Source organism: Chelatococcus sp. KU-N122 (genome assembly GCF_055391085.1).
The window spans coordinates 3,826,398-3,849,461 of record NZ_AP043981.1; the positions used below are offsets into that span (position 1 = coordinate 3,826,398).

Genomic DNA, 23,064 nt, shown 5'->3' on the forward strand with positions numbered 1-23,064 from the left:
GACCCGACCATCCGTCATCTTGACGACGCAACGCGTTGCCCTGGCCCCAACGGCCATATCACCGCGCCGTGGCCCGGGCGCCGAAAACGCCGTGCACCGCCTTGAGGAAGGCGGCGACGCTGCGGGCGTGGTGGGGCTGGTGATCCTCGGGCAGGGCGATCGTCTGCGCCCGCGCCGCCAGCGCCGTCGCCAAGTCCTCGGCCAGGGCCGGGCGGCTCACGAGCAGGGGGGCGAGCGCCGCCTGGTCGATCTCGTAGAGCGTCACCCGGGTCAGCGCCTTGAGGGTGTGGGGCTCGCCCATGCCGGCGAGCAGGCCGGTCTCGCCGAAGAAGTCGCCCGGTGCCAGGCGGCCCACCTCGCGCTCGCCGTCGCGGACGGCGACGACGCCGTGGCGCACCATCATCAGGGCGGAGAGGACGTCGCCCGCCTGCACGATCACCTCGTCGGCGCGCAGCGTGCGCGTGGTCGCGCCCGCCGCCAGCGTCTCCTTCTCGTCCCCGGTCAGGGCGGCGAACACCGGGATCGCCTGAATCAGCGCGAGCGGGGTCACGCGCGGCGGTTGCGCCGTCCCCTCGCTGGGCAGCTCCGTCACCATCACGGTCGCCTCGCGCGGCAGGGCCAGCATCAGCCCGGACGCCTTGCAGTGGCGATAGACCAGATCGAGAAGCTCGTTGCGCGCCGGCGTGCGGTGCGCCAGCGACTCCACGCGGTATTCCAGCTCCAGCTCGATGGCGAGCGCATCGACGCCCCTGAGCGAGACGCCGGGCGGCGGCTCGTGCAGGATCGAGCTGCAGCTGGCGAGCGCCGTGCGCATCACCTCGGCCACCACCGACGGCATGCGCGTGGGGGCGATGCGCACGGTGAGGCGCTGGGCATGGGTGCCGTCGGGCCGGCTGTAGTTGGAGAGCCCCAGCTTGGCCAGCAGACTGTTGGGCAGCACGACGATGTTGTGGGCCGAGGTCTGGATCTGGGTCGAGCGCCAGGTGCTTTCGACCACCCGGCCCTCGGTGCCGTCGTTGAGGCGGATCCAGTCGCCGAGGCGATAGGGGCGGCCCAGCGTCAGCGCGATGCCCGAGAACACGTCGCTCAGCGTGCTCTGCAGCGCCAGGCCCAGGATCACGGCGACGACGCCCGAGGTCGCCACCAGGGTCGCCACCGGCACGCCGAAGACGAAGGCCAGCGCCGACAGCGCCACCCCGAGGTAGATCACGGCGACGATCAGGTCCTGCAACAGGCGCGCTTCGCGCGGGTAGCCTTCGATGACCAGATAGAGCCGCACGAAGCCAATGATGGCCCAGGCGAGATGAAGCCACCACAAGAGCTTGGCCGAGACCAGGGCGAGCTCGCTCGCCCCGCCCGCGCCGAACCCCTCGAAGTGGTGGGGCGCCACGTTGTGGGCGATCAGGATCACCGTCATCACGGCGAAGAAGGCGATCTGCACCAGGAGCCGCGTCGTCGCCCAGGCGCTCGGGATGAGATGCCAGACGACGATGCCGGCGATCCCGACCAGGTTCAGTTGGGCGAGCGGGTGGGTGAGAAGCGTGCCGAACGCTTCGGTGGTCATGGTCGCTCCTGTGCCGCAGCCGGCCCTCCGCCGGGACCGCCAGCCCTATCTAGAACGCTTCGCGATCGGGCGTTATCACCTCAAGGGATAGGTCTTGTCCCATGGCGAATGGCTCCGGAGCGCCTGCCGATCGGCGGGAACTGCTCGACCGGAGAGAAGCGCTCCGGATTGCAGGGCTCCGGATCGAAGGGCTTGGCCCCTTCATTTGCGCAAGGGGTAGGTCAGTTCCTTCTGGTCGGTATCGACGACGAAGACGGCCAGCAGCTTGGCGGGCTCGGTCGTGCTGGCGTTCTCGCTGACGCCGTGGCGGTCGCCCGGCAATTCCGAAAAGCTCTGGCCGGCCCGATAGGTGCCGACCGGCCCGTCGTTCACCTGGCTGCGGATCGCGCCTTCGAGGACGGTCGCGTAGATGAAGGCGGAGGTCGGGTGGGTATGCGCCTCGGAGAAGCCGCCGGGCCCGTATTCGACGAGCACGCCCTTGATGCTCTTGCCGGGCACGTTGGGCAGCTGGTGCTCGTAGACGAGGGTGACGGTGGCGGCATGGCTGGAGTCGTGGGCGCCGGCAGTGCCGACGCCGGCAGCGGCGATCGCCAGCGCAAGGATCGCGGAACGGATCATCGTGGCCTCCTGGAATGAGTGGGTCGGGGTTGTGCGCGCTGGCGTCAGGCCGCCCGCCTGGCGGTCGCAAGCCATTGCGCGAAGGTGATGGTGCCGAGCCGGGGCGTGGCGGCCGGGACCAGCGAGGCATCGTCGAGCCGGGCCCCGAAGTAGCGGGCCTCCGGATCGGGCTCGACGGTGCGGGGATCGCCGATGGCGCTGAGATAGCGGGCGACGAGGTCGCTCAGGCGCACGCGCTCGGGCCCGGCGATCTCGACGGTGCCGTTGCGCGGCGCCGCCAGTGCCACATCGGTCATGGCGTCGGCCACGTCGTCGGAGGCGATGGGCTGGATGGCGGCCGGCGACAGCCGCACCGTGTGCCCGACCGTGCCGGACTGGGCGATGCCCGGGAGGAATTCCATGAACTGCGTCGACTGGACAATCGTGTATGGGGTGCCGGAGGCTCGTATAAGCTTCTCCTGCACCAGCTTGCCGCGGAAATAGCCGCTCTCCTGCAGGCGCTCCGTGCCCACGACGGAGAGCGCCACATGGTGGCGGACACCGGCGGCTTTTTCGGCGGCCGCGAGGTTGCGGCCCGAGGCCTCGAAGAAGTCGAGCACCGCCTGGTCCGCGAACGACGGCGAATTGGCGAGATCGACGACCACCTCGGCGCCCGCCAGGGCCGCCGCCAGTCCTTCGCCGGTGACGGTGTCGACGCCCGAGTTGGGCGAGGCGGCGATCACCTCGTGGCCCCGCTTGCGCAGGCGCTCGACGGTCTTGGAACCGATCAGCCCGGTTCCGCCGATGACGACGATCTTCATGGTAACGTCTCCCCGTTCAGACATCGCGATCGATGTCTGCTGCATGTAATCGGATCGGTGAAGTAAAAGTGTGGCGCTGGGTTAGCTAAGCCCGGCCTTGTCGAGGCCGAACATCTTGTCAGCCGATCCCGGAACGCTCCTGAATGCGATGCCGGCGCGGTTCCAGGCGTTGATGGCCATGACCGCGAAGGTCAAGTCCGAGATCTCCTTCTCCGAGAACTGGCCGCGCACACGCTCGTAGACGTCGTCCGGCACGCCGCCTTCGGGCAGCCGGGTCAACACCTCCGTCCAGGCGAGCGCGGCCCGCTCCCGGGGGGCGAAGAGGTTGGACTCCCGCCAGATCGCCACGTGATGGAGCCGCAGCTCCGTCTCGCCGTGGATCTTGGCCTCCTTGACGTGCATGTCGACGCAGAAGGCGCAGCCGTTGATCTGCGAGGCGCGGATCTGCACGAGATCATGGATCGTCGGCTCGATGACGCTGCCCCGGAGCGCGAGGCTGAAGTCCGAGAGCTTCTTGTACAGCTCGGGCGAGAGCTGGGCGTAGTTCAATCGCTGGGTCATGGCGGTCTCTCTCTTTAATAAGGATATTTAATATCCTTAAGGACTCTTATTGTCCGTAATCATGGGCCCGTAAAGACCCACGGACTGCCGCCGAACCGCGGAACAGGCTGCATCGCGCGGTTCAGCCCATTGATTTGACGAGAAAATTTCGATCCGCTGGCGAGACTGGTCGGGTTCGGAATAGAGCTTATGATGAAACCGCATGGGGAGAGCGATGGATCTGGTTTCGGCGCTGAGGAGCTTTCTGCGGGTCACCGAAACCGGCTCGTTCTCTGCGGCGGCGGCTGACCTGGAGCTCACGCAGTCGGCCGTGTCGCGCCAGCTCTCCGCCCTGGAGGCGCACCTGAGCGTCCGCCTGTTGCACCGCACGACGAGCGGGCTGTCGCTCACCGCGGAAGGCGAGCGCACCGTTCCCTTCGCGCGGCATATCCTCGAGGCCGTGGACCAACTGGGCGACGCCGTCCGCTCCGACGGCGACGGCGCCAACGGCCGGGTCCGCCTGAGCGTTCCGGCGGTGCTTGGGCTCTACCTCAGCGAACGGCTCAGCGAGCTGCTCACGCGCCATCCGCAGCTTGCCGTCGAGCTGCTCTTCCGCGAGCAGGCGTCCGACCTCGTGGGCGAGGGCATCGACATCGAGGTGCGGCTGGGGCCTGTCGCCGACAGTGCCCTGATCTGCCGCCGCGTCGGCTGGACCACGGCGTTCCTCGTCGCCGCGCCCGCCTATCTGGAGCGCCGCGGGGCCCCGGGCCAGCCGGCCGACATCGCCGCTCACGACTGCATCTGCTACGACCGCGGCGGCGCCGGCCGGATATGGACGCTGTCCACCGGCGCCGAGGACGTCGCCATCAGGATCAATCCGCGGCTGACGGCCGACAATGCCGTGGGCGTGCACCGGGCGGCGCTGGCGGGCGGGGGCCTGGCGATCCTGTCGCACCTCATCGCCCTGCCGGACATCGCGGCCGGCCGTCTCGTCAACGTCCTCCCCGCCTGTCCGCCGGCGCGCCTGCCGATCCAGCTCGTCTATCCCTCCCGGCGCAACGTGCCGAGCCGGGTGAAGGTCGTGCTCGATTTCGTCGAGGACGTCATCCGGGCGGATCCGCACATGGGCGCCGGCGCGTCGTCGATCCCGTGAAGGAAACGGCCGGCGGCCGCCGCCGGCGTTGCGACAGCTCCGCGATGTGTATACTATTTCAATTTATACACATCGATTGAGCCGGTGGAATGAGAACCAACATCGAAATCGATGACGAGCTGTTGTCCGAGGCCATGAAGGCGTCCGGCCAGTCGACCAAGCGGGCCACCGTGGAAGAGGGCCTGCGGCTGCTCGTCCGCGTGCGCAAGCAGGCCGTGGCGCTGGCGGATCTCAAGGGATTGGGCTGGGACGGCGACCTCGACGACATGCGTCAGGGCCGCTCGCTGGAGCGGCAGTGATCCTTGTCGACAGCTCCGTCTGGATCGCGCACCTGCGCGGCCAGCAAACGGCAGCGACCGCCAGATTGGAGGCCGCTGCCAGCCGAGAGCCGCTCCTGGTCGGCGATCTCATCTTGCTCGAGGTTCTTCAGGGCGCCCGCGATGAGGCCCACGCGGCGCGCATTGAGCGGGGTCTACGCCAGTATACCGTCGTCCCGCTCCTCGATGCCGAGCTTGCCCCTCGCGCCGCCCGCAATTATCGCAAGCTACGCGAGCAGGGCATCACGGTCCGCAAGACAGCCGACGTCATCATCGGCACGTTCTGCATCGAGCATCGCCACGCCCTGCTGCACGACGACCGCGATTTCGCGCCGATGGTAGAGCATCTCGGCCTTGTGGTCGCGTAAGACGGCGGCCGGCGCGGGGGACGGAAGACGGCCTCATCGCTCAGGGAGCTGAGATGCGTACGCCGACGGAGCTTTGGTCAGCCCGGCGGGGCTGACCTGCCCATGGCCTCCGCCGCTCACCCCGCCCGGTTCGCCAAGATCTCCCGCTTCCCGGCGTGGTTGGCCGGGCCGACGATGCCCTCGTTCTCCATCCGCTCCATCAGGCTCGCCGCGCGGTTGTAACCGATCTGGAGGCGGCGCTGGATGTAGGAGGTGGAGGCCTTACGGTCGCGCAGCACGATGGCGACGGCCTGGTCGTAGTGGTCGGCGCCGTCGTCGGCGGCGAGCGGGCTCTTGTCGAAGACGGCGGTGTCCTCTTCCGGCTCCTCGTCCGTCTCGTCGGCGGTGACCGCCTCCAGGTATTCGGGCCGCCCTTGCGTCTTCAGGTGGGCCACCACCTTCTCCACCTCGCCGTCGGAGACGAAGGGGCCGTGCACGCGGGTGATGCGGCCGCCGTTGGCCATGTAGAGCATGTCGCCCTGGCCCAGCAGCGTCTCGGCGCCCATCTCGCCCAGGATGGTGCGGCTGTCGATCTTCGACGTCACCTGGAAGGAGATGCGGGTGGGGAAGTTGGCCTTGATGGTGCCGGTGATGACGTCGACCGACGGGCGCTGGGTGGCCATCACCAGGTGGATGCCGGCGGCCCGCGCCATCTGGGCGAGGCGCTGGATGGCGCCCTCGATGTCCTTGCCGGCGACCATCATCAGGTCGGCCATCTCGTCGACGATGATGACGATGTAGGGCAGCGAGGCGAGGTCCATGGTGACCTCGTCGTAGACCAGCTCGCCGGTGTCCCGGTCGAAGCCGCTCTCCACGGTCGAGGTGATCACCTCGCCGGTGCGGCGCGCCTCAGCGACGCGGGCGTTGAAGCCCTCGATGTTGCGCACCTTGAGGCGCGACATCTTGCGGTAGCGCTCCTCCATCTCGCGCACCGCCCATTGCAGGGCGATGATCGCCTTCTTGGGGTCGGTAACCACCGGCGTGAGCAGGTGCGGGATGCCCTCGTAGACGGAGAGCTCCAGCATCTTGGGGTCGATCATGATCAGCCGGCACTGCTCCGGCGACAGGCGGTAGAGCAGCGACAGGATCATGGTGTTGATGGCGACCGACTTGCCCGAGCCGGTGGTGCCGGCCACCAAGAGGTGCGGCATGCGGGCGAGGTCGACGATGACAGGATCGCCGCCGATGGTCTTGCCCAGGCAGATGCCGAGGCGGCCGCTCGCCTCGGCGAAGGCGTGGCTGGCCAGGAGCTCGCGCAGCCACACGGTCTCGCGGCGCTGGTTGGGCAGCTCGATGCCGATGACGTTGCGGCCCTCGACCACGGCGACACGGGTGGAGATGGCGCTCATGGAGCGGGCGATGTCGGCCGAGAGGCCGATGACGCGGCTCGACTTGGTGCCAGGCGCCGGCTCGAACTCGTAGAGCGTGACCACCGGGCCGGGGTTGGCGTCGATGATCTGGCCGCGCACGCCGAAATCCCACAGGGTCTGCTGGAGCGCGGCGGAGTTGCGGTCCAGGAATTCTTCCGAGAGCTCGAAGGCGGGCTCGAGCTGCGGCGGCTCGGTCAGCAGCCGCAGCGGCGGCAGCTGGTAGCCGGGCGCGTCGTCCAGGTCGTCGTCCAAGTCTTCGTCGTTCAAGTCTTCGCCGTCGTCGATGCCGTCGAAATCGTCGAGCGCCGCGGCCTCGACGGCCTCCGCCTCCCCTGCCGGCTCTGCGGCCGTTTCGCCAACTGGGGCGGTCGGCAGCTCGGCGGGCAGGGCGGCCGCGAGGGCGAAGACCGGCCAGCCGAACGAGGCGCGTACCATGGAGCCCATGTCGAGCGCCGGGAACGGCATCGGCGCGGCGGCCTGCGCCGGCTCGGCGGCTTCCTCGGTCTCGGCGGCGGTCTCCGGTGCCTCGTCGTCCGCCGATGCCGCGACGGCCTCCGGCTCGGGCTGCGCCGCGACGGACTGGTCCTCTACCTCCTGGTCCTCTCCGTCCGCTGCATACACCGTGTAGTCGACCATCTGCCCGTCGTCGGCGTCCGCCTCGACGGCGAGCGCCTCGACCGGGACATCCTCCGGCGTCTCGGCCAGGTCCTGCTCCGCCGCCGCGAGGGGCGGCGCAGGCGGGGCGATGACGATGAGGCCGGCGAGCCGGCGGATCGCCTCGGGCAGCTCGGCGAGCCGGTTGTCGCACGGCACGGCGGGGAGCTCCTCGGTCGGCTCGTCGAGCCACTCGTCGTCCGAATCGGCCGCGAGCGCCTCCGCCTGATCGGTGGGCAGCTCGTGCCGCGGGTCGCCGAAGAGCTCTTCGGGCGCGTCGGCCAGCAGCTCGGGCGGCTCGGCCCGCAGTTCGTCGGGCGCACCGGCCGCGAACTCTTCGGCCGGGTCGACGGGCAGCGTTTCGTCCGCCTCGGCGAGCCATGCGTCGTGGGCTTCGACCGGGATCTCGTCGTCGAGGTCGGCGGGCTCGTTGTGCGGATCGGAGCGGGGCTTTTCGAGCAGGTCGGCCAGCAGTGCCGCGGCGCGGGTGGCGGCCGGCGCAGCGGCTTCCGCCACATCATCGGGTGCCGCCCCGTCGGCGAAGGCCGCCTCGTCTAGCTCGTCGGCGATGTGGCGGGTGTCCGGCGCGGCGGCTTCAGCTGCGGCAGGCAGGGGGCGCGCGAGCGCGGCCGGCACTGCGGCGAGCGCGGCGGCGGCCTCCTCCCGCTCGTCGAAGCCGAAGCGCTCGTCCGCCGCCGCGAGCGCGGCAAAGGCTTCCTCGACCTCGTCGATGGGGGCGACGAACGCCTCGTCATCCTCGACCGCGTCGGTCACGGCTTCCTCATCCGGCGTGGGCGCCGGGCGTGCGGCGGGGAGGGCACTGGCGGACATGTCCCGCTGCGGCCCAGGTGGCCGCATGAACACGTCCGGCGTGCGGGTGAAGCGGGTGTTCTTGTCGAGGGTGAAGGGGCTGAACCAGCGCGGCGCCTGGCTGGGCTCCATCCACGTGGATACGCTGACGCGGGTCTCGGCGCCGGAGCCGGCCGAGGGGGTGAACACCGAGGCGAGCGGATAGGGAGGGCGATTCCAAGACGACATGTGCGAGCATGACCCCACTGGCCGGCACCGGCCGGCAACCTTCGTCTCAGGGAATAATCGGTTGTCGTTAATGGGAGGTTTGGACGGCCGCCGTCAGGTGCGTTCGGCCACGCTTTTCCACACGCCGTGGCGTCGCCGCGACGCGCGGAATTCGATGGGAAATGTATGGCTGGCCGGCGTTGCGGCGGCTGGAGCACCGCCCGCCAGTTCCTCGGCTTCGCTCGCGGCGGCGACCCCACGAGGGGAGGTCGTTCGCCGGCTCGCCTAACTCTCCACGCTTGCAAGACAGCGTCTCCCTCCCGTCGCGGTGGCAAGGGGCCCGCCGTCACGGGGGAGCGTGAGCAAGGCAGCGGTCGCCCTCGGGTGCCGGCCGGACCATCGCCGTCGACGGCGGCACGCATCGAGCGGCGTGAGGCGGACAGACCTCGCACCGCTCATGGCAGCCGCGGACTGCCGGCATTTCGCTGCAGCTGCTACTCCCGCCGATACAGGATCATGCCGCCATGATGCAGGACGCCGTCGATGAACCGCCCGTCGGCGGTGAAGCCGGTATCGTCCCAGTAGAAGATGTCGTTCCCTCGGACGTCGTAGCGTCCCTGGTATGCGCTCTCGCGAGATCCGCGGGCCTCGTCGTAGCGGCCGCCCGGAAGCAAATTGTGACGGACAAGGCCGTCGGCGGTGATCCACATGCCGACATACGGATGGCTTTGCGCCGGCTGTGCGGCGGATGTCTGGTTGGCGTTCATCTGGGCGAGGCCTTCTTGGGTCGGAACGACGGCCGCGCAGGCAACCAGCGCGGCGGCGGCAAACATCGAAGCCTGCTTCATGGGGCCACCCGTCAGGGTTGCCTGCCGGGAGCGGCGCGGCGCTCGGCGAACAGGTCGGACAGCGCTTGCGATGCCGCGATGGCCCGCGGGAAGCCGGCCGGAACCGTCACCATGTAGATGATTTCCTTCAGCTGATCCGCGGACACGCCGACATTGAGCGCATAGCCGGCATGGACTTTCATGAGGGTGGTCTCGCCCAAGGCCGCGAACACGGCGACGGCGGCGAGCTGGCGCGTGCGGTCGTCGAGGCCCGGGCGGGACCATACGTCGCCGAGCGCATAGCCCTGGGTTGCTTCGGCGAGGAACGGAAACTCCTGCCTCATGCGCTCCAGGGTGGGCTGCGGCTTGCTGTCATTCAGCCTCCGGACGACTTGATCGCCGCGTAGCAGGCGCTCATCCGTCGTCTCCGCGATGGCTCCCGGCGGCATTGCATGGAGCAGGAGCGCGACGGCGATAGCTCCGACAGAGATCTGATGGCGAAACCGCATCGATGCCTCCTATGTGCTCGCCGTCGGCCGAACGACGATCTCGCTGACGTCGACATCATCCGGCTGCTCGACGGCGAAGCGCACGGCGCGGCCGATCGCGTCCGGCTGTAGCGCGATGGCGCGATAGGTCTTCATCGCTTCCACCGCCACCGGGTCGGTGATCGTATGGGCGAGCTCGCTTTCGACGACGCCCGGGTGGATGCAGGTGACGCGAATGGTGTCGTGCTCCTGCCGCAAGCCATCGGAGATGGCCCGCACCGCAAATTTAGTGGCGCAGTAGACGGCCGCCGTCGGCGAGACGGCCAGCGCGCCGATGGAGGCGATGTTGACGATATGGCCGGAGCCTCGCGCCACCATCTCCGGCAGCACGGCGGCGACCCCGTAGAGCACGCCCTTGATGTTGACGTCGACCATCCGATCCCACTCATCGACCTTCGTCGAGGCCATCAGCGAAAGCGGCATGACGCCGGCGTTGTTGACGATCACGTCGACGCGCCCGAAGGCTTGACGCGCCGCCTCGGCAAAGGCTGCGACATCGGCACGATTGGTCACGTCCAGGCGGCGGCTCAGTGCCTCGCCGCCCTTCGCATTGATCTCTTCGGCAAGTGCGTCCAGCCGATCGCTGCGGCGCGCGCCCAGCATGACCTTGGCCCCGGCGGCGCCAAGCTCGCGGGCAATGGCGGCGCCGATGCCGCTCGAAGCGCCGGTGATGAGGATGACCTTGTTGAGGGACATGGGCGTCTTTCGTCGTGGATTGATCTCGGGGCCGCCTTGCTGCGGTCGCCACGAAGATAGATTTGCCCCATTGTTGCGATAAGGCGACCATTCCTTGCCACCATGGAAACTACTTCTAACCAATGGCACCAGATCTCAACGCGCTCACCGTGTTCCTGCTCGTTGCCGAGGAAAGGAGTTTTCGCGCCGCGGCCGGCCGTATGGGCGTCACCCGTTCGGCGGTCAGTCAGACCATCCGGCGGCTGGAAGAGGTGATGGGGATCGCGCTGGTGCACCGGACGACGCGCAGCGTCAGTTTGACCGAGGCCGGCGAACGCCTGCATGCCGAGGTGGCGCCGGCCATGGCGGACATACGCGCCGCGATCGAGACCACCGGGAACTTGCGCGGGCGCCCGCGCGGGCAGTTGCGGCTGGCCGTCTCGTCGATCGCCGAGCGTTTTCTGTCAGGACCGTTCCTCGCGACCTTCGCCGCGGCCAATCCGGAGATTCAGATCGACATCACCGTGACGGACGGGGAGTTCGATATCGTCGCCGCGGGATACGATGCCGGCGTCAGGCTCGGCGAGGTGATCGAACAGGACATGATCGCGGTCTCCGTTGCCGGAGACGAGCGGCAGCTCGCCGTTTGCGCACCCGCCTACCGCGATCGTTGCGGGGCGCCTTCACACCCGGGCGAACTCGCCGCCCATCGCTGCATCGGCTGGCGCCCCGCGCCCAAAGTGGCGCCCTATCGGTGGGAGTTCGCCGCCGACGGCGAGGAATTCAGCGTCGCGGTCGCGCCGGAGATCACGACGAACGACATGGCGTTGATGATAAAGCTCGCTGTCGCCGGGGCGGGTATCACCTTCGGCATGGAGGAGAGCTTTCGCCCCTGGATCGAGCGGGGCGAGCTCGTGTCCGTTCTCGAGGATTATTGTCCGCGCTTTGCCGGCTTCTACCTCTACTATCCGAGCCGCCGCAACGTCGCGCCGAAGATGCGCGCCCTCGTCGATCACCTGCAGCGCTTTCCGACGATGCGTTAGGAGACGCGCGAGCGCTGGCCGACGATGTCGCCGCTGGGCCTCGTCTCACCCCTGCTTCGGCCAGTAGGCCTCGCGCAGCTTGCGCTTGAAAATCTTGCCGGTGGCCTCGCGCGGCAGCGCGTCGTGGAAGGTGACGACCTTCGGCACCTTGTAGTTGGCCAGCCGTTCGCGCAAGTAGGCCTGCACCGCGGGCGCCGTGAGCGCCGCGCCCGGGTCGGCCTCGATCGCGGCGCAGAGCTGCTCGCCGAACTCCTCATCCGGGATGCCGAACACCGCGCAGTCGCGCACGCCGTCCATGCCGATCAGGGAGTTCTCGATTTCTGCCGGATAGATGTTGACGCCGCCCGAGATCACCATGTCGCGCTTGCGGTCGCGCAGGAACAGGAAGCCGTCCTCGTCCAGATAGCCGACGTCGCCGACGCTGATCAGGCCCTCCCGCCCGGCCTCGGCCCGCGCGTCGGGCTTGTGGTGGTAGTCGAAATCGGAGATGGCGGTCTGCCGCATGTAGATCTCGCCGGTCTCATTCGGACCGAGCTCTTCCCCGGCGGGGCCGAAGATCTTGACGATGCCGCCCTCGATGGCGCGGCCGACGGTGCCGGGCTTGGCCAATGCTTCAGCAGCCGAATGCCATACCGGAATGCCTGTCTCGGTGGAGCCGAAGTACTCGTTGATCACCGGGCCCCACCAGTCGATCATGGCGCGCTTCACCGCCGGCGGGCAGGGCGCGGCGCCGTGCACGACGAAGCGCAGTGACGAGAGGTCGTAGCGCGCCTTGATCTCATCCGGCAGCCGCAGCAGCCGCACGAACATGGTGGGCACCATGTGGATGTGGGTCACCCGGTGCGTTTCGATCAGCCGCAGCAGGTCCTCGGGATCGAAGCGCGGCTCGAGCACGATGGTGCAGCGCTGGCGCGCCGCCAGATTGCCGTAGCTGTTGGGCGCCGAATGGTACATCGGCCCGTTCATCAGCACGACCTGGCTCTGGCCGGCCTCGATCCCGTAGGTGATGGCGCCGACGCGTTCGGCGACGGCGGCCTGCTCGGGCCGCATCGGCTGGCGCACCACGCCCTTGGGGCGGCCGGTGGTGCCGGAGGTGTAGATGATTGCCGAGGCCCGCAGCGGCGCGTCCGGCCGCGGCGGCTGGCCGTCGCGCCAGGTGTTCCAATCGGTGAGGCCGTCGGGCACGCCGGTCGAGGCGGGGTCAACGCCGAAGGCGGCGGCCACCTCCGGCGGCGTCGGCACAATCATGAGCGGCAGGTCCGGCGGCAGGCCGGCGCGGATCTGCGGCAGCAGGTCGGCATGGCACACCAGCGCCCGGGCGCCGCTGTCGGCGAGGATGTAGCCTGCCTCGTCGGCCTTGAGGTGCCAGTTGAGCGGCACCGACGGGGCGCCGAGGGCGGAGGCGCCGGCCGCGGCCTCGAAGAACGCGAAGTCGTTGCGCAGCATCAGCGCCACCGGCGCGCCCGGGCCGAGACCGAGCTTCGCGAAGCCGCTGGCGGCACGCGCGACGCGCTCGTCCAGGGTGGGGTAGTCGAGGGTGCGGTCACCGGCGATGATCATGGCTCTCACTACCTGTCGTCGATTAGCTCGCCCAGGCGCACCCAGTTGGTGCCGTCGAAGCGGCGCAGCTGCATCTGCTGGAAGGGAAGGTAGTCGTCGGGCCCGGTGGAGATAAGGATCCCCGGCAGCAGCAGCGGCAGCGACACGTCCTTCATCGACGCCGCCTGCTTCAGGATGTTGGCGCTGCTGACGTCGTCGCCGCAGGCCTTGAGCACTTCGACTAGTATCGAGGCGTAGAGGTAGCCCGTGGCATAGTTGGAATTGGTGATGTCGGCACCCGGCATGTAGTCCCGCATAAAAGCCTGAAAGGCCGTCACGCCGGTATCGTCCGCCCATTGCTTCTCGTTCACGTCCTTCTGTGTGCTGGCGGACAGCAGCCCGACGGCGTTCTCCAGGCCCGCCGGCTTCAGGAACGTGAGCGATGCGGCGGAGGTCGGCACGAACACCATGTCCGGCTTCCAGCCGATATCGGCGATGCCCTTGATGAACTGGCTGGCGAACTTGCCGAGCGTGATGCCGAACACCACGTCGGCGCCCGAGGCCTTCAGCGCCGCGAGCTGTGAATGGATGGTCGGGTCCGTGCTCTCGTAGGTGGCCTGGGCCACGATCATGCTGTCCGCCTTCGCCCCGAGGCCGCGCCGGAAGCCGGCGAGGTAGTCGCGGCCGAAGTCGTCGTTCTGGGACAGCACCGCGATGCGGGCGTCGGGCTTCTGCGCCAGGATATACTTGGCGTAGATCGCTCCTTCGGAGGCGTAGATGGCCATGCCGGGCATGGTCCACGGATAGGTCTCCGGGTCGGCCCACTTGGTGGCGCCGCTGAGGATGAACAGCTGCGGCACCTTCTTGCCGTTGAGATAACGGTGCACCGCGTTGTTGGTGGCGGTGCCGAGCGAGCCGAACATGAGCTGGACATTCTCCTGCTCCACCAGCTTGCGCGTCTGCTCCACCGTCTTGGGCGGCGAATACTGGTCGTCCAGGCTGATGAACACGATCTTGCGGCCGTTGATGCTGCCCCTGTCGTTGATCATCTTGAAATAGGCGGCTTCCGCCTGGCCGATGATGCCGAAGCCCGACAGGGGGCCGCTGTAGGGCAAGGTCTGGCCGATGCGGATCTCGCCCTTGAAGCTGGGCTCGGCCAGCGCCGCTCCGGCACCACAGGCTGTGGCCAGGACGGCCGCACAGACGCGCCGCGCACGTATGGTCATCACTCCCTCCGCTTGTTTTTCTCACGCTTGAACCGGATTCGTAGCGGCATGATTGCCGCCGACGGAAGCCGGTGTGCACCCCTCTCCCCGCCTGCGGGGAGAGAGCAGGGTGAGAGGGCCCGCCGCGTGGCGTGACCGGCCATGAGCCCCGCTCTGGCACGCCCCTTCACCCGGCTCGCGCTGCGCGCGATCCGACCTCTCCCCGCACGCGGGGCGAGGTGCGCGGCTGGACCGCTAGCGACCTCTACTGCGAGGGCACTACGCCTCGATTCTACGCTGCGCGCCCGCCGCTCCGGCGGACGAAGCCGTCGCTCGCTTCAGTGAACTCCCGCTTCAGCCGCTCCACCAGCTCGGCCACCGGCGGCGCGTCGGCGATCTGGCCGATGCCCTGGCCGCAGCCCCAGATGTCGCGCCACGCCTTGACCTTCATGTTGCCGCCCGAGCCGAAGTTCATCTTGGTCTTGTCGGCCACCGGCAGGTTGTCCGGGTCGAGCCCGGTGGCGGCGATCGACGGGCCGAGGTAGTTGCCGTGCACGCCGGTGAACAGGTTGGTGTAGACGGTGTCGTGCGCGGCATAGTCGATGAGCGCCTGCTTGTAGGCGGCATCGGCATTGGCTTCCTGCGTGGCGATGAAGCGAGTGCCCATGTAGGCGAGGTCGGCGCCGAGCGCCAGGGCGGCGGCGATGCCCCAGCCGTCGGAGATGGCGCCCGACAGCAGCACCGTGCCGTCGAACCATTGCTTCACCTCGCGCACCAGCGCGAACGGCGACAGCGTGCCGGCATGGCCGCCGGCGCCGGCGCAGACGAGGATGAGCCCGTCCACGCCCTGCTCCGCCGCCTTGCGGGCATGCTTCACGTTGATGACGTCGTGGAACACCACGCCGCCGTAGGAATGGGCGGCCTCGACGATCTCCGCCGGCGGCCGGAGCGAGGTGATGATGATCGGCACCTCGTGCTTCACGCAGGTCTCCATGTCCTGCATCAACCGGTCGTTGGAGGCGTGGCAGATCTGGTTGACGGCGAACGGCGCCACCTTCCTCTCCGGGTGGCGCGCCGCGTACTCGCCGAGCTCGCCGCGGATGCGCGTGAGCCACTCGTCGAGCACGTGCGCCGGCCGCGCGTTGAGCGCCGGGAAGGAGCCGACGATGCCGGCCTGGCACTGGGCGATGACCAGCTCGGGCCCGGAGACGATGAACAGCGGCGAGCCGACGACCGGCAGCTCGAGCCTGTCGGGAAGGGGGGCGGTGGCTGGCATCGATCGATCCTGGGTAGAGCGGCTTGGGCGCGGGTTCGGGACGGGCCTCGCCCCTTCGCCCGCCACCATAAGGCTTGTTTGCCGGCCGCCTATGTTCAAGATTGAACAATGACTCAATCAGGCATGAACGGGCTGGACTGGAACCTCTGCCGTACCTTCGTGGCGGTGGCGGAAGCCGGCAGCTATCTCGGCGCGGCCCGGGAGCTGCGCAGCAGCCACCCGACGGTGGGGCGCCAGATCGCGGCGCTGGAGGCGCACCTGGGCATTCGCCTGTTCGCCCGGTCGCGCGCCGGGCTCGAGCTCACGGCGGCCGGCCACCGCTTTCGCGAGCACGCCGATGCCATGGCCGCCGCCGCGCTGCAGGCCCAGGCGGACATGGCCGCCGGCGGGGCGCGGGCCAGCGGGCGGGTGCGGCTGTCCATCGGGCCGACGCTGGCGAGCCACTGGCTGATGCCGCGCCTGCGCGGCTTCCTGCAGCAATATCCGGCGATCGAGCTCGAGCTCGTCACCCATCCCTTTCCGGTGAGCGTCCTCAAGCGGGAGGCGGACCTCGTGCTGCGCCTCGAAGGCGGCGGCGAGAACCTGGTCGGCCGCAAGATCGCGCGGCTGGGCGCCGGTCTCTACGCCTCCCGCGACTACGCCCGCCGCGGCCCGCTGCCGGAGCGGCGGGAGGACTGGCGCCACCACCGCGTCATCGGCTTCGCCGGCCTGGCCGCGAACCCGGGCCTGGGACGCTGGAGCAATCGGGTGACCGGCCCCGCCGCGGTCGCCCTGCGCTGCTCGTCCCAGGCCGACATGCTGGCCGCGGCCCGCGCCGGGCTCGGCATCGCCGCGCTGTCGTGCTTCGTCGGCGATACCTATCCCGATCTGGTCCGGGTGGCGCCGGCCAAGCTGTTCGCGCTCGCCGACATCCGCCTGCTGGCGCACCCCGACCTCGTCGAGCAGCCGGCCATGCGCGCCGTGATCGACTTCGTCACCGGCCTGGCCAGGGCAGACGCGGGGCTGCTGAGCGGCACGCGCTGAGCGCTTCAGCCGCCGGCCGCGAGCGCCTCGCCGATGGCGAGGCGTTCGTTGGCCGGGAGCGCTGCGGCGCCGCTTCCGACAGGCCCGTCATGTCGCGCTGTGGCGCGATCCGCCGCCGGCTGGGTTCGTGCCTGTCCGGCGAGCAGCGAGCGGATGAGAACGCCGATGGTCGTGCCGTTGTGCAGCGTCGCCGTGGCGATGGGGGAGAGGTAGCCCAGCACGGCTGCCGCCAGGATCGCCGAATTGGCACCCACGGCGACACCGAAATTGGAACGGATGAGGCGCATGGTCGCTTGGGAGGTCTCGACCACGGTGGCCAGCGAATCGAGCCTGTCATCCATGAGCACGATGTCCGCCGTGGCGCGGGCGATGTCCGCCGCCTGCGGCATGGCGATGCCGACGTCCGCGGCCATGAGGGCCGGCCCGTCGTTCACGCCGTCGCCCACATAGGCGATCCGCGCCCCCGCCGCCTTGAGATCGGCGATGATGCGTGCCTTGTCCTCGGGCTGCTGCTCGTAGAACACCTGGTCCATGCCGAGTGCCTCGCCGAACGCCAGGGCCTTGGCCCGATGGTCGCCGGTGATCATGACCAGGCGCCGGATGCCCAGCTCGCGCAGGCGCGCGAGCGTGGATGCGCTCTCGTCCCGCAGCCGGTCGCGCAAGGCGAACATGGCCAGCGGACGCCGGTTGCGGGAGGCGTAGAGCATGGACTTTCCCTCCGCCTGAAAGCGCATCACCCGGGCCCGCTGCCGCTCGAAGGAGACGTGCTCGTCGTCCTCGAGATAATGGCGGCTGCCGAAGCAGATGAGATCGCCGTGGACGTGGCCTTCCACGCCGTGGCCGACGATGAAGCTGACCTCCTCGTGCGGCACATGGGCGAGATGGCGCTGGGCGGCCAGCTGCACCACGGCGCGTGCGATGGGGTGGTTGGTGTGCTCGCCGAGCGAGGCGATGAGCGCCACCGCCGCTTCCTCGTCCACGTCCGGGTGCAGCGGGCAGACGTCGGTGACCTGCAACGTGTTGTGGGTGAGCGTGCCGGTCTTGTCGAAGACCACCGTGTCGACGCCGGCCAGGGCCTCGATGGCCTGGCCGCTCTTGACCAGGCAGCCCTGCCGGGCGGCGCGGTACATGGCGCTCTTGAGCGCGATCGGCGTGCCCAGCTTCACGGTGCAGGAATAGTCCACCATGAAGACGGCTTCCATGCGCCGCCAGTTCCGCGTCAGGGCAAACACGCCGGCGGCCGAGGCGAGGGTGATGCCGACGCGCCGGTCGGCCAGCGCGTCGGACACCGACTGGATCTCCGCCGGCCGCTCGAGGGCCTCCTGGATGTAGCGGGTGATGCGCCCGGTCGTGGTGCTCTGCCCCACCCGGTCGGCGCGGATCACGAGGCGGCCGTCGGTGAGGATGCCGCCGGCGAGAGCGATACCGCCGGGAGCGAGGGGAATGGGCAGGCTTTCGCCGGTGACCGCCGACTGGTCGACGAAGGCGTCACCGGAGATGACCGTGCCATCGACCGGGATGGTCTCGCCGAGGCCCACCACCACATGCTCGCCGCCCTGGAGCGAGGCGAAGGCGACGCGCTGCATGGCGCCGTCGTCGGTCGTGATCCAGACGTCGTCGGGCGTACGGTGGAGCAGCGAGCGCAGCAGCTCGTCGGAGCGCTCGACGGTGGTCGCCTCGATATAGCCGGCAAGCTCCATCAGCAGGCGCGTGAAGTTGGCCGTGAGGAATTCGCCCCGGGTCGCCGGCAGCGCCAGCGCGATGGCGTCGAGCACCTCAACCTTGAGCCCATGGCGCATGGCGGCGACGGCTCCCCGCGCCACCGTGCCCACCACGTTGACATAGGTCAGCGCCGCCGCGGCCGGCCGCGGCAGCAGAACGGCGCCGGCCAGGGCGGCCGCGGCAAGCGTCACGCCGGAGGGGTCGGCGCGCGGCGGCTGCACCAGAGGCGGCAGGTCCGGGGACGGATCAGCCGCCCGCGCCAGCACTTCGCTCCGCGCCGCGCCGGATCCGTCGTACAAGACCACGACGCAGCGGCACCCCGCATTGATGCGCACGTCCTTGACGCCGCGCACCTCGCGGACCGATGCGCCGGCGCGTGCCAGCGTGGCGGCGTCCGCATCGAACTTCAGCCGCAGGCGGCCCGCGGTCTCGTGGACGATCCCGATCCGCACGGCCGGGCTCAGGGTGCCTGCCGGCCCGGCGTCTCGGCCGCCGGAGCAGCCTGCGGAGCGGCGGCCTGCGGCTGGTGGGCGGCCGCGGCCGCGGCGGCCTCCGCCTCCGCGTCGCGCAGGCGCTCCTTGAGCTCCTCGATTCCGCCTTGCACGACCGCCCAGGCCTGGAGCGCCGTGCGCATGATCGTGCGCTGGGCGGATTCGCTGGTCAGGAGATAGGCCGCGCCGGCGCCGACGATGAGGCCCTTCACCAGCGAGTCCGCGGCCGGGTGCCGATGCCAGTTTCCGGACGGAGCGCTCTCGGGAGGTGCGGCACCCGCGGCCGCGCCGGGCGCACCGAACGGCACGTGCGGCGGAAAGGGCGGCATCGGCGGCGGTGTCGCGCCCGCCGGCGTCGGCCCCGGAGGCGCCCCCGGTGCCGACTGGCCGTAGCCTGGCGCCGCACCGGCGCCGTAGCCGTAGAAGTGGTAGTGATAGTGAACGCCCTGCTCGGCGCGCTCCGACATGCTCGTGCTCCTCGAAGGTCAGACGGATACAGGCGGGACGGCCATCTCAGGCGTGCGGTGTTTGGGAGGGCGCCGCAGCGGGCTCGGCGCCGGGCTGCTGCGCGCTCGCCGGCCTGGCAGTCCTGGCCTGGGTGAAGATGCTCGATACGGCCGCGCGCACATCCGGCCGCTTCACCAGAACGACGAGGCCGGCGCCGATGGCCGCGCCGAGCCAGAAGTTAGAGCCGCTGGCGCGGGCGATGCGCGTGACGTTGGTGAGGCTGAGGCCGTCCTTGAGGACGCCTTCCAGCACGTCGAAGGCATCGATCCGCTGTCCGAAGCCGGGCCCGGCCCCGGCCCTTTGATAGCCGCCGCCCGCGGAGGGCCCCCACCCGTCGTTACCATAGGACATGTCGTTTTCCTTTGGGCTCATTCAGCCGATGATGGCTGAATACCTCGCGTAATTGGAAGAACTCGGTCGACCTATGCTCGTATCGGCGGCACGCCTCGCCGCGAGGAGACTTTTCACGAGGGCTGCCCCGTCAGGTCGGAGGCCGAGGCGTCCGGGCCGACGGCCGGCGCCGCCGAAGGACCGGAGTCGATCGGCGCCGGGCTGTCGGCGTGCTGCGGCTCCATCCACTCGTAGATGTCGGGCAGGAGTGCGGCGGCAGGACACGCGCAGCCGCCGAGAAGCCCCTTGCCGCAGCTGCCGCAGGCGCCTGGAATGAGGCGTACCCGGTTCTTGCTCCGCCACATTTCCAGCAGGCTGCGGGCATTGTCGGGCGTGGTCTCGAGGCCGATGGCGAGATCTGCCACTGTCGCGCGGGTGCGATCTTCCATGTAGTGCTTGACGGCGGACAGGGTCGTCATGGGCGTACCTCTCCAAGCTTGCTCCCGAGAAAGACCGGCGCGGCGTCGCGCTTGCGGGCTGCGGCCTTGCCGACCGCATGCATCGCGACGGCAGCGGCCGTGAGCACGCCCAGGCAGAAGGCGATCCACAGCGCGGCAGCCGCCGGGTGGCGATCGAACCGTGCGGCCTGGTAGAAGACGACCGCGGCACACCACCCGAGACCCGTGGTCCACGTGGCCGCGAACGCGGTCCAGCGCCAGCCCACCTCCTGGTAGATGGCTCCGACGGCCGCGACGCACGGCATGTAGAGCAGGATCATGAGGAGGTAGGCGAAGGCCCCGACCTGCCCGTCGAAGCGGGCCGCCATGGCCCGGAAGGCTTCCGGCAGCACCTTGAGCTCGGCAGCGGCGTCGGCACCTGCCTGGGTGTAGGACATGTTGAGCTTCAACGGGTCGGTGAGATGCCTTGCCGCCTCCTTGAGGTTGGCGGGAATGGTCGCGAACGCGGCGGCGATCTTCTCGCCGATGGTCGTCGTCGCCTCCGGCTTGGGCGCGCTCCCTTCGGCCGAGCCGAGCTGGCTGTAGAGCGCATTGAGCGTTCCAATGACGGCCTCCTTGGCCAGAATGCCGGTGAACACGCCGACCGCAGCGGGCCAGTTGTCCTCGCGCATGCCCATGGGCTCGAAGACCGGAACGATGGTCCGCCCCACGGCGGAGAGAGCCGACTTTTCGCTGTTCTGATTGCCGAAGCTGCCGTCGGTCCCGACCGCGTTGAGGAAGCTCAGGAAGACGACGATCGGCACGATCACCCGCCCGCAGCGAAAGACGAAGGACCGCAGCCGATCCCAGGCCCGCAGCAGGACGGTCCGCGCGGTCGGCACATGGTAGGGAGGAAGCTCCATGATGAACGGTGACACCGTGCCCTTCAGAACCGTGTTCTTCAGCAGAAGGCCGGTGCCGACCGCAGCCAGGATGCCGATGAGATAGAGGCCGAAGACGAGGTTCTGCCCGCTTGCGGGAAAGAACGCGGCGGCGAACAGCGCATAGACCGGCAGCCGGGCGCCGCACGACATGAATGGCGCCATCATGATCGTGAGCACCCGGTCGTGCCGGGTGTCCAGGGTGCGGGTCGCCATGATGGCGGGCACGTTGCAGCCAAAGCCCACGATGAGCGGCACGAAGGACTTTCCGGGCAGGCCGATCGCGCGCATGGCGCGATCCATCACGAAGGCGGCGCGCGCCATGTAGCCGGAATCCTCGAGCAGGGAGAGGAAGAGGTAGAGAAAGGCGATGACGGGGATGAAGGTCGCCACGGTCTGAATGCCGCCGCCCATGCCTTCGGCGATCAGCACCACGAGCCATTCGGGCAAGTGCAGTGCGCCGAGCGCCCGCGTGCCGCCGTCCACCAGCACCGCGCCGGCCGCCTGGTCGAAGAAATCGATGAACGCGCCACCGATGCTGATGGTGAACACGAACATCAGGTACATCATGACGAGGAAGATCGGGATGCCGAGGAACCGGTTGAGCACCACCCGATCGATGCGGTCCGACAGGGTGCGAGAGGCCTCGCGCGGGCGGGTCAGGACCTGCTCGATGATCCCGGTCACGAAGCCGAAGCGGGCATCGGCAATGACGATGTCCGTGTCCTCGTCGAACTGGGTCTGAATGGCCGCCCGGGCCGTGGCGACATCGCGTTCGAGGGCGGCTCCCGCCTCGTCGCCCGGCTGGGAGCCGCCCTCGATCAGCTTCAGCGCGCGCCAGCGGCAGTCGCGAAAGCCCATGCCGGCCAGCTTTTCAGCGATGGCCGAGACACTTTTCTCGATGACGGGGCCATACGCCGGCTCGACGGCGGGTGGCCGCGGCCGGTCCGCCAGATCGGCGACGAGCTCCTTGAGCACGCCAACCCCGGTGCCGCGGGAGGCCACGAGCTCCACCACCGGGCAACCGAGTTGTTCCGACAGCCGCCGTGTGTCGATCGCCAGGCCCCGGCGCTCGGCGATGTCCATCATGTTGAGGGCAACAACAAGGGGCACCCGCATGTCGAGAAGTTGCGTCGTCAGATAGAGGTTCCGCTCCAGGTTGGACGCGTCGACGATGTTGATGATGACGTCTGCCTCGCCGGACAGCACGAAATCACGGGCAATCCTTTCATCTTCCGAGAGCTGGACGGCGGTGCCGAGCGAGTACACGCCCGGCAGATCCACGACCTTGTAGGTACGTAAACCGCTGCTGTAGGAGCCGAATTTTTTTTCGACCGTCACGCCCGGCCAGTTGCCGACCTCCTGCCGCGCGCTGGTCAGCGTATTGAACAGGGTGCTCTTGCCGCAATTCGGGTTGCCGACGACGCCGACAATGATCGTCGCGGCGCCGCCGCCGGTGTTGCGCGTCATGGCAGCTTCTCCACCGCAAGCAGGTCCGCCTCTGCCTTGCGCAGGCTCATGGCAAAGCCACGCACCTTGATCTCGACCGGATCGCCGAGCGGCGCGAAGCGCGTGATCTCGAACTCGATGCCGGGCGTGAGCCCCATGGACAGGAGCCGCTGGCGATAGTCGAGCACGCCCTTTCCGAGGCGGACGATGCGAGCCCGGTCACCCGGCTGGAGGTCGGACATGGTCATCAGCGGAAGCGCTGCCTCGAGCCGCTGCACGATCACCGAGCGGGCCGTCCCGGGATCGACGACAACGCGGGCATCGTGGTTCACGGCAACAAGAAGCCCACTCGCCCCGCCATTCTGGATGATGTCGAGCCGGGCACCCAGGTGGAGGCCAAGTTCGCTGAGGCGCACCTGTTCAGCTTCATTGCCGTTCAGCGCGGCAATGCGCACGGATCCACTGGTCACCTGAAAGAGCGGAAGCTGCGTCATCTGCCGATTGCCGTCGTCGAATGGCCGGGGAACTCGCACGCTCACCCTCGCCACCGAGAACACTATGACGAACCATGAATTCGACGGCTTTGACGTGTATCAAGTTTAGAATTTGTA

The 23,064-nt window shown here is 69.0% G+C and carries 22 protein-coding genes; 5 read left to right on the forward strand and 17 right to left on the reverse strand.

What is annotated here, in order from left to right; translation table 11 throughout:
* Nucleotides 1–58 precede the first annotated feature (58 nt).
* The 4 genes from ACZ5PO_RS17085 to ACZ5PO_RS17100 form a co-directional block, all read right to left on the reverse strand.
* Nucleotides 59–1,564: a mechanosensitive ion channel domain-containing protein gene (locus ACZ5PO_RS17085; protein WP_464195566.1), complete on the reverse strand. Its 1,506-nt coding sequence runs from the start codon at nt 1,562–1,564 to the stop codon at nt 59–61.
* A gap of 201 nt (nt 1,565–1,765) precedes the next feature.
* Entirely contained in the window at nt 1,766–2,182 is a 417-nt protein-coding gene (locus tag ACZ5PO_RS17090; RefSeq protein ID WP_464195568.1) for a cupin domain-containing protein, read from the reverse strand.
* A 44-nt stretch (nt 2,183–2,226) separates the two neighbouring features.
* On the reverse strand, nt 2,227–2,982 hold the full coding sequence (locus tag ACZ5PO_RS17095; RefSeq protein WP_464195570.1) for an SDR family oxidoreductase: 756 nt from the start codon (nt 2,980–2,982) through the stop codon (nt 2,227–2,229).
* Nucleotides 2,983–3,063: 81 nt separating this feature from the next.
* On the reverse strand, nt 3,064–3,543 hold the full coding sequence (locus tag ACZ5PO_RS17100) for a carboxymuconolactone decarboxylase family protein (RefSeq protein WP_464195572.1): 480 nt from the start codon (nt 3,541–3,543) through the stop codon (nt 3,064–3,066).
* 214 nt (nt 3,544–3,757) lie between these two features.
* Here ACZ5PO_RS17100 and ACZ5PO_RS17105 point away from each other — a divergent pair, with 214 nt between their 5' ends.
* From ACZ5PO_RS17105 to vapC, 3 genes are all read left to right on the forward strand, one after another.
* Nucleotides 3,758–4,675: a LysR family transcriptional regulator gene (locus tag ACZ5PO_RS17105; RefSeq protein WP_464195573.1), complete on the forward strand. Its 918-nt coding sequence runs from the start codon at nt 3,758–3,760 to the stop codon at nt 4,673–4,675.
* A gap of 89 nt (nt 4,676–4,764) precedes the next feature.
* The gene (locus tag ACZ5PO_RS17110) at nt 4,765–4,974 is read left to right on the forward strand and encodes a type II toxin-antitoxin system VapB family antitoxin (protein WP_464195575.1); all 210 of its coding nucleotides are present in this window, start codon (nt 4,765–4,767) and stop codon (nt 4,972–4,974) included.
* Nucleotides 4,971–5,360, forward strand: coding sequence for a type II toxin-antitoxin system VapC family toxin (gene vapC, locus ACZ5PO_RS17115; protein WP_464195577.1), 390 nt, complete (start codon nt 4,971–4,973; stop codon nt 5,358–5,360). The genes ACZ5PO_RS17110 and vapC overlap by 4 nt, the downstream gene beginning before the upstream one ends.
* A 116-nt stretch (nt 5,361–5,476) precedes the next feature.
* Here vapC and ACZ5PO_RS17120 read toward each other — a convergent pair whose 3' ends face one another.
* The 4 genes from ACZ5PO_RS17120 to ACZ5PO_RS17135 form a co-directional block, all read right to left on the reverse strand.
* The gene (locus tag ACZ5PO_RS17120) at nt 5,477–8,461 is read right to left on the reverse strand and encodes a DNA translocase FtsK (protein WP_464195579.1); all 2,985 of its coding nucleotides are present in this window, start codon (nt 8,459–8,461) and stop codon (nt 5,477–5,479) included.
* 473 nt (nt 8,462–8,934) lie between these two features.
* Nucleotides 8,935–9,273, reverse strand: a complete 339-nt coding sequence (locus tag ACZ5PO_RS17125) for an Atu4866 domain-containing protein (protein WP_464195581.1) — start codon at nt 9,271–9,273, stop codon at nt 8,935–8,937.
* A gap of 26 nt (nt 9,274–9,299) precedes the next feature.
* Entirely contained in the window at nt 9,300–9,716 is a 417-nt protein-coding gene (locus ACZ5PO_RS17130) for a carboxymuconolactone decarboxylase family protein (protein ID WP_464196876.1), read from the reverse strand.
* 69 nt (nt 9,717–9,785) lie between these two features.
* Nucleotides 9,786–10,511 (reverse strand): SDR family oxidoreductase, encoded by a 726-nt coding sequence (locus tag ACZ5PO_RS17135; RefSeq protein ID WP_464195583.1) that lies wholly within the window; start codon nt 10,509–10,511, stop codon nt 9,786–9,788.
* Nucleotides 10,512–10,633: 122 nt separating this feature from the next.
* On the opposite strand from ACZ5PO_RS17135, the gene ACZ5PO_RS17140 reads away from it, so the two are divergent.
* Entirely contained in the window at nt 10,634–11,533 is a 900-nt protein-coding gene (locus ACZ5PO_RS17140) for a LysR family transcriptional regulator (protein WP_464195585.1), read from the forward strand.
* Between the two features lie 45 nt (nt 11,534–11,578).
* Here the strand turns inward: ACZ5PO_RS17140 and ACZ5PO_RS17145 are convergent, their stop codons facing one another.
* The 3 genes from ACZ5PO_RS17145 to ACZ5PO_RS17155 all read right to left on the reverse strand — a co-directional run bounded on the left by ACZ5PO_RS17145 (nt 11,579) and on the right by ACZ5PO_RS17155 (nt 15,553).
* Nucleotides 11,579–13,093, reverse strand: coding sequence for an acyl-CoA synthetase (locus tag ACZ5PO_RS17145; protein ID WP_464195587.1), 1,515 nt, complete (start codon nt 13,091–13,093; stop codon nt 11,579–11,581).
* Nucleotides 13,094–13,101: 8 nt separating this feature from the next.
* Nucleotides 13,102–14,298, reverse strand: coding sequence for an ABC transporter substrate-binding protein (locus ACZ5PO_RS17150; RefSeq protein WP_464195589.1), 1,197 nt, complete (start codon nt 14,296–14,298; stop codon nt 13,102–13,104).
* A 271-nt stretch (nt 14,299–14,569) separates the two neighbouring features.
* The gene (locus tag ACZ5PO_RS17155; RefSeq protein ID WP_464195591.1) at nt 14,570–15,553 is read right to left on the reverse strand and encodes an NAD(P)H-dependent flavin oxidoreductase; all 984 of its coding nucleotides are present in this window, start codon (nt 15,551–15,553) and stop codon (nt 14,570–14,572) included.
* 132 nt (nt 15,554–15,685) lie between these two features.
* Between ACZ5PO_RS17155 and ACZ5PO_RS17160 the strand changes: the two genes are divergently transcribed.
* The gene (locus tag ACZ5PO_RS17160) at nt 15,686–16,576 is read left to right on the forward strand and encodes a LysR family transcriptional regulator (RefSeq protein ID WP_464196878.1); all 891 of its coding nucleotides are present in this window, start codon (nt 15,686–15,688) and stop codon (nt 16,574–16,576) included.
* A 5-nt stretch (nt 16,577–16,581) separates the two neighbouring features.
* On the opposite strand, the gene ACZ5PO_RS17165 is transcribed toward ACZ5PO_RS17160, so the two are convergent.
* The 6 genes from ACZ5PO_RS17165 to ACZ5PO_RS17190 all read right to left on the reverse strand — a co-directional run bounded on the left by ACZ5PO_RS17165 (nt 16,582) and on the right by ACZ5PO_RS17190 (nt 23,010).
* A complete protein-coding gene (locus ACZ5PO_RS17165) occupies nt 16,582–18,750 on the reverse strand; it encodes a heavy metal translocating P-type ATPase (RefSeq protein ID WP_464195593.1) in 2,169 nt (722 codons plus the stop codon).
* Between the two features lie 8 nt (nt 18,751–18,758).
* The gene (locus ACZ5PO_RS17170) at nt 18,759–19,256 is read right to left on the reverse strand and encodes a hypothetical protein (RefSeq protein ID WP_464195595.1); all 498 of its coding nucleotides are present in this window, start codon (nt 19,254–19,256) and stop codon (nt 18,759–18,761) included.
* Between the two features lie 46 nt (nt 19,257–19,302).
* A complete protein-coding gene (locus ACZ5PO_RS17175) occupies nt 19,303–19,647 on the reverse strand; it encodes a hypothetical protein (protein ID WP_464195596.1) in 345 nt (114 codons plus the stop codon).
* Between the two features lie 113 nt (nt 19,648–19,760).
* Nucleotides 19,761–20,105 (reverse strand): FeoC-like transcriptional regulator, encoded by a 345-nt coding sequence (locus ACZ5PO_RS17180; protein ID WP_464195598.1) that lies wholly within the window; start codon nt 20,103–20,105, stop codon nt 19,761–19,763.
* Nucleotides 20,102–22,474 carry a Fe(2+) transporter permease subunit FeoB gene (feoB, locus tag ACZ5PO_RS17185; RefSeq protein ID WP_464195600.1) on the reverse strand — a complete coding sequence of 791 codons (2,373 nt, stop codon included), beginning with the start codon at nt 22,472–22,474 and terminating at the stop codon, nt 20,102–20,104. Before feoB ends, ACZ5PO_RS17180 begins: the two co-directional genes overlap by 4 nt.
* A complete protein-coding gene (locus ACZ5PO_RS17190; RefSeq protein WP_464195602.1) occupies nt 22,471–23,010 on the reverse strand; it encodes a FeoA family protein in 540 nt (179 codons plus the stop codon). The genes feoB and ACZ5PO_RS17190 overlap by 4 nt, the downstream gene beginning before the upstream one ends.
* Nucleotides 23,011–23,064: the final 54 nt, after the last annotated feature.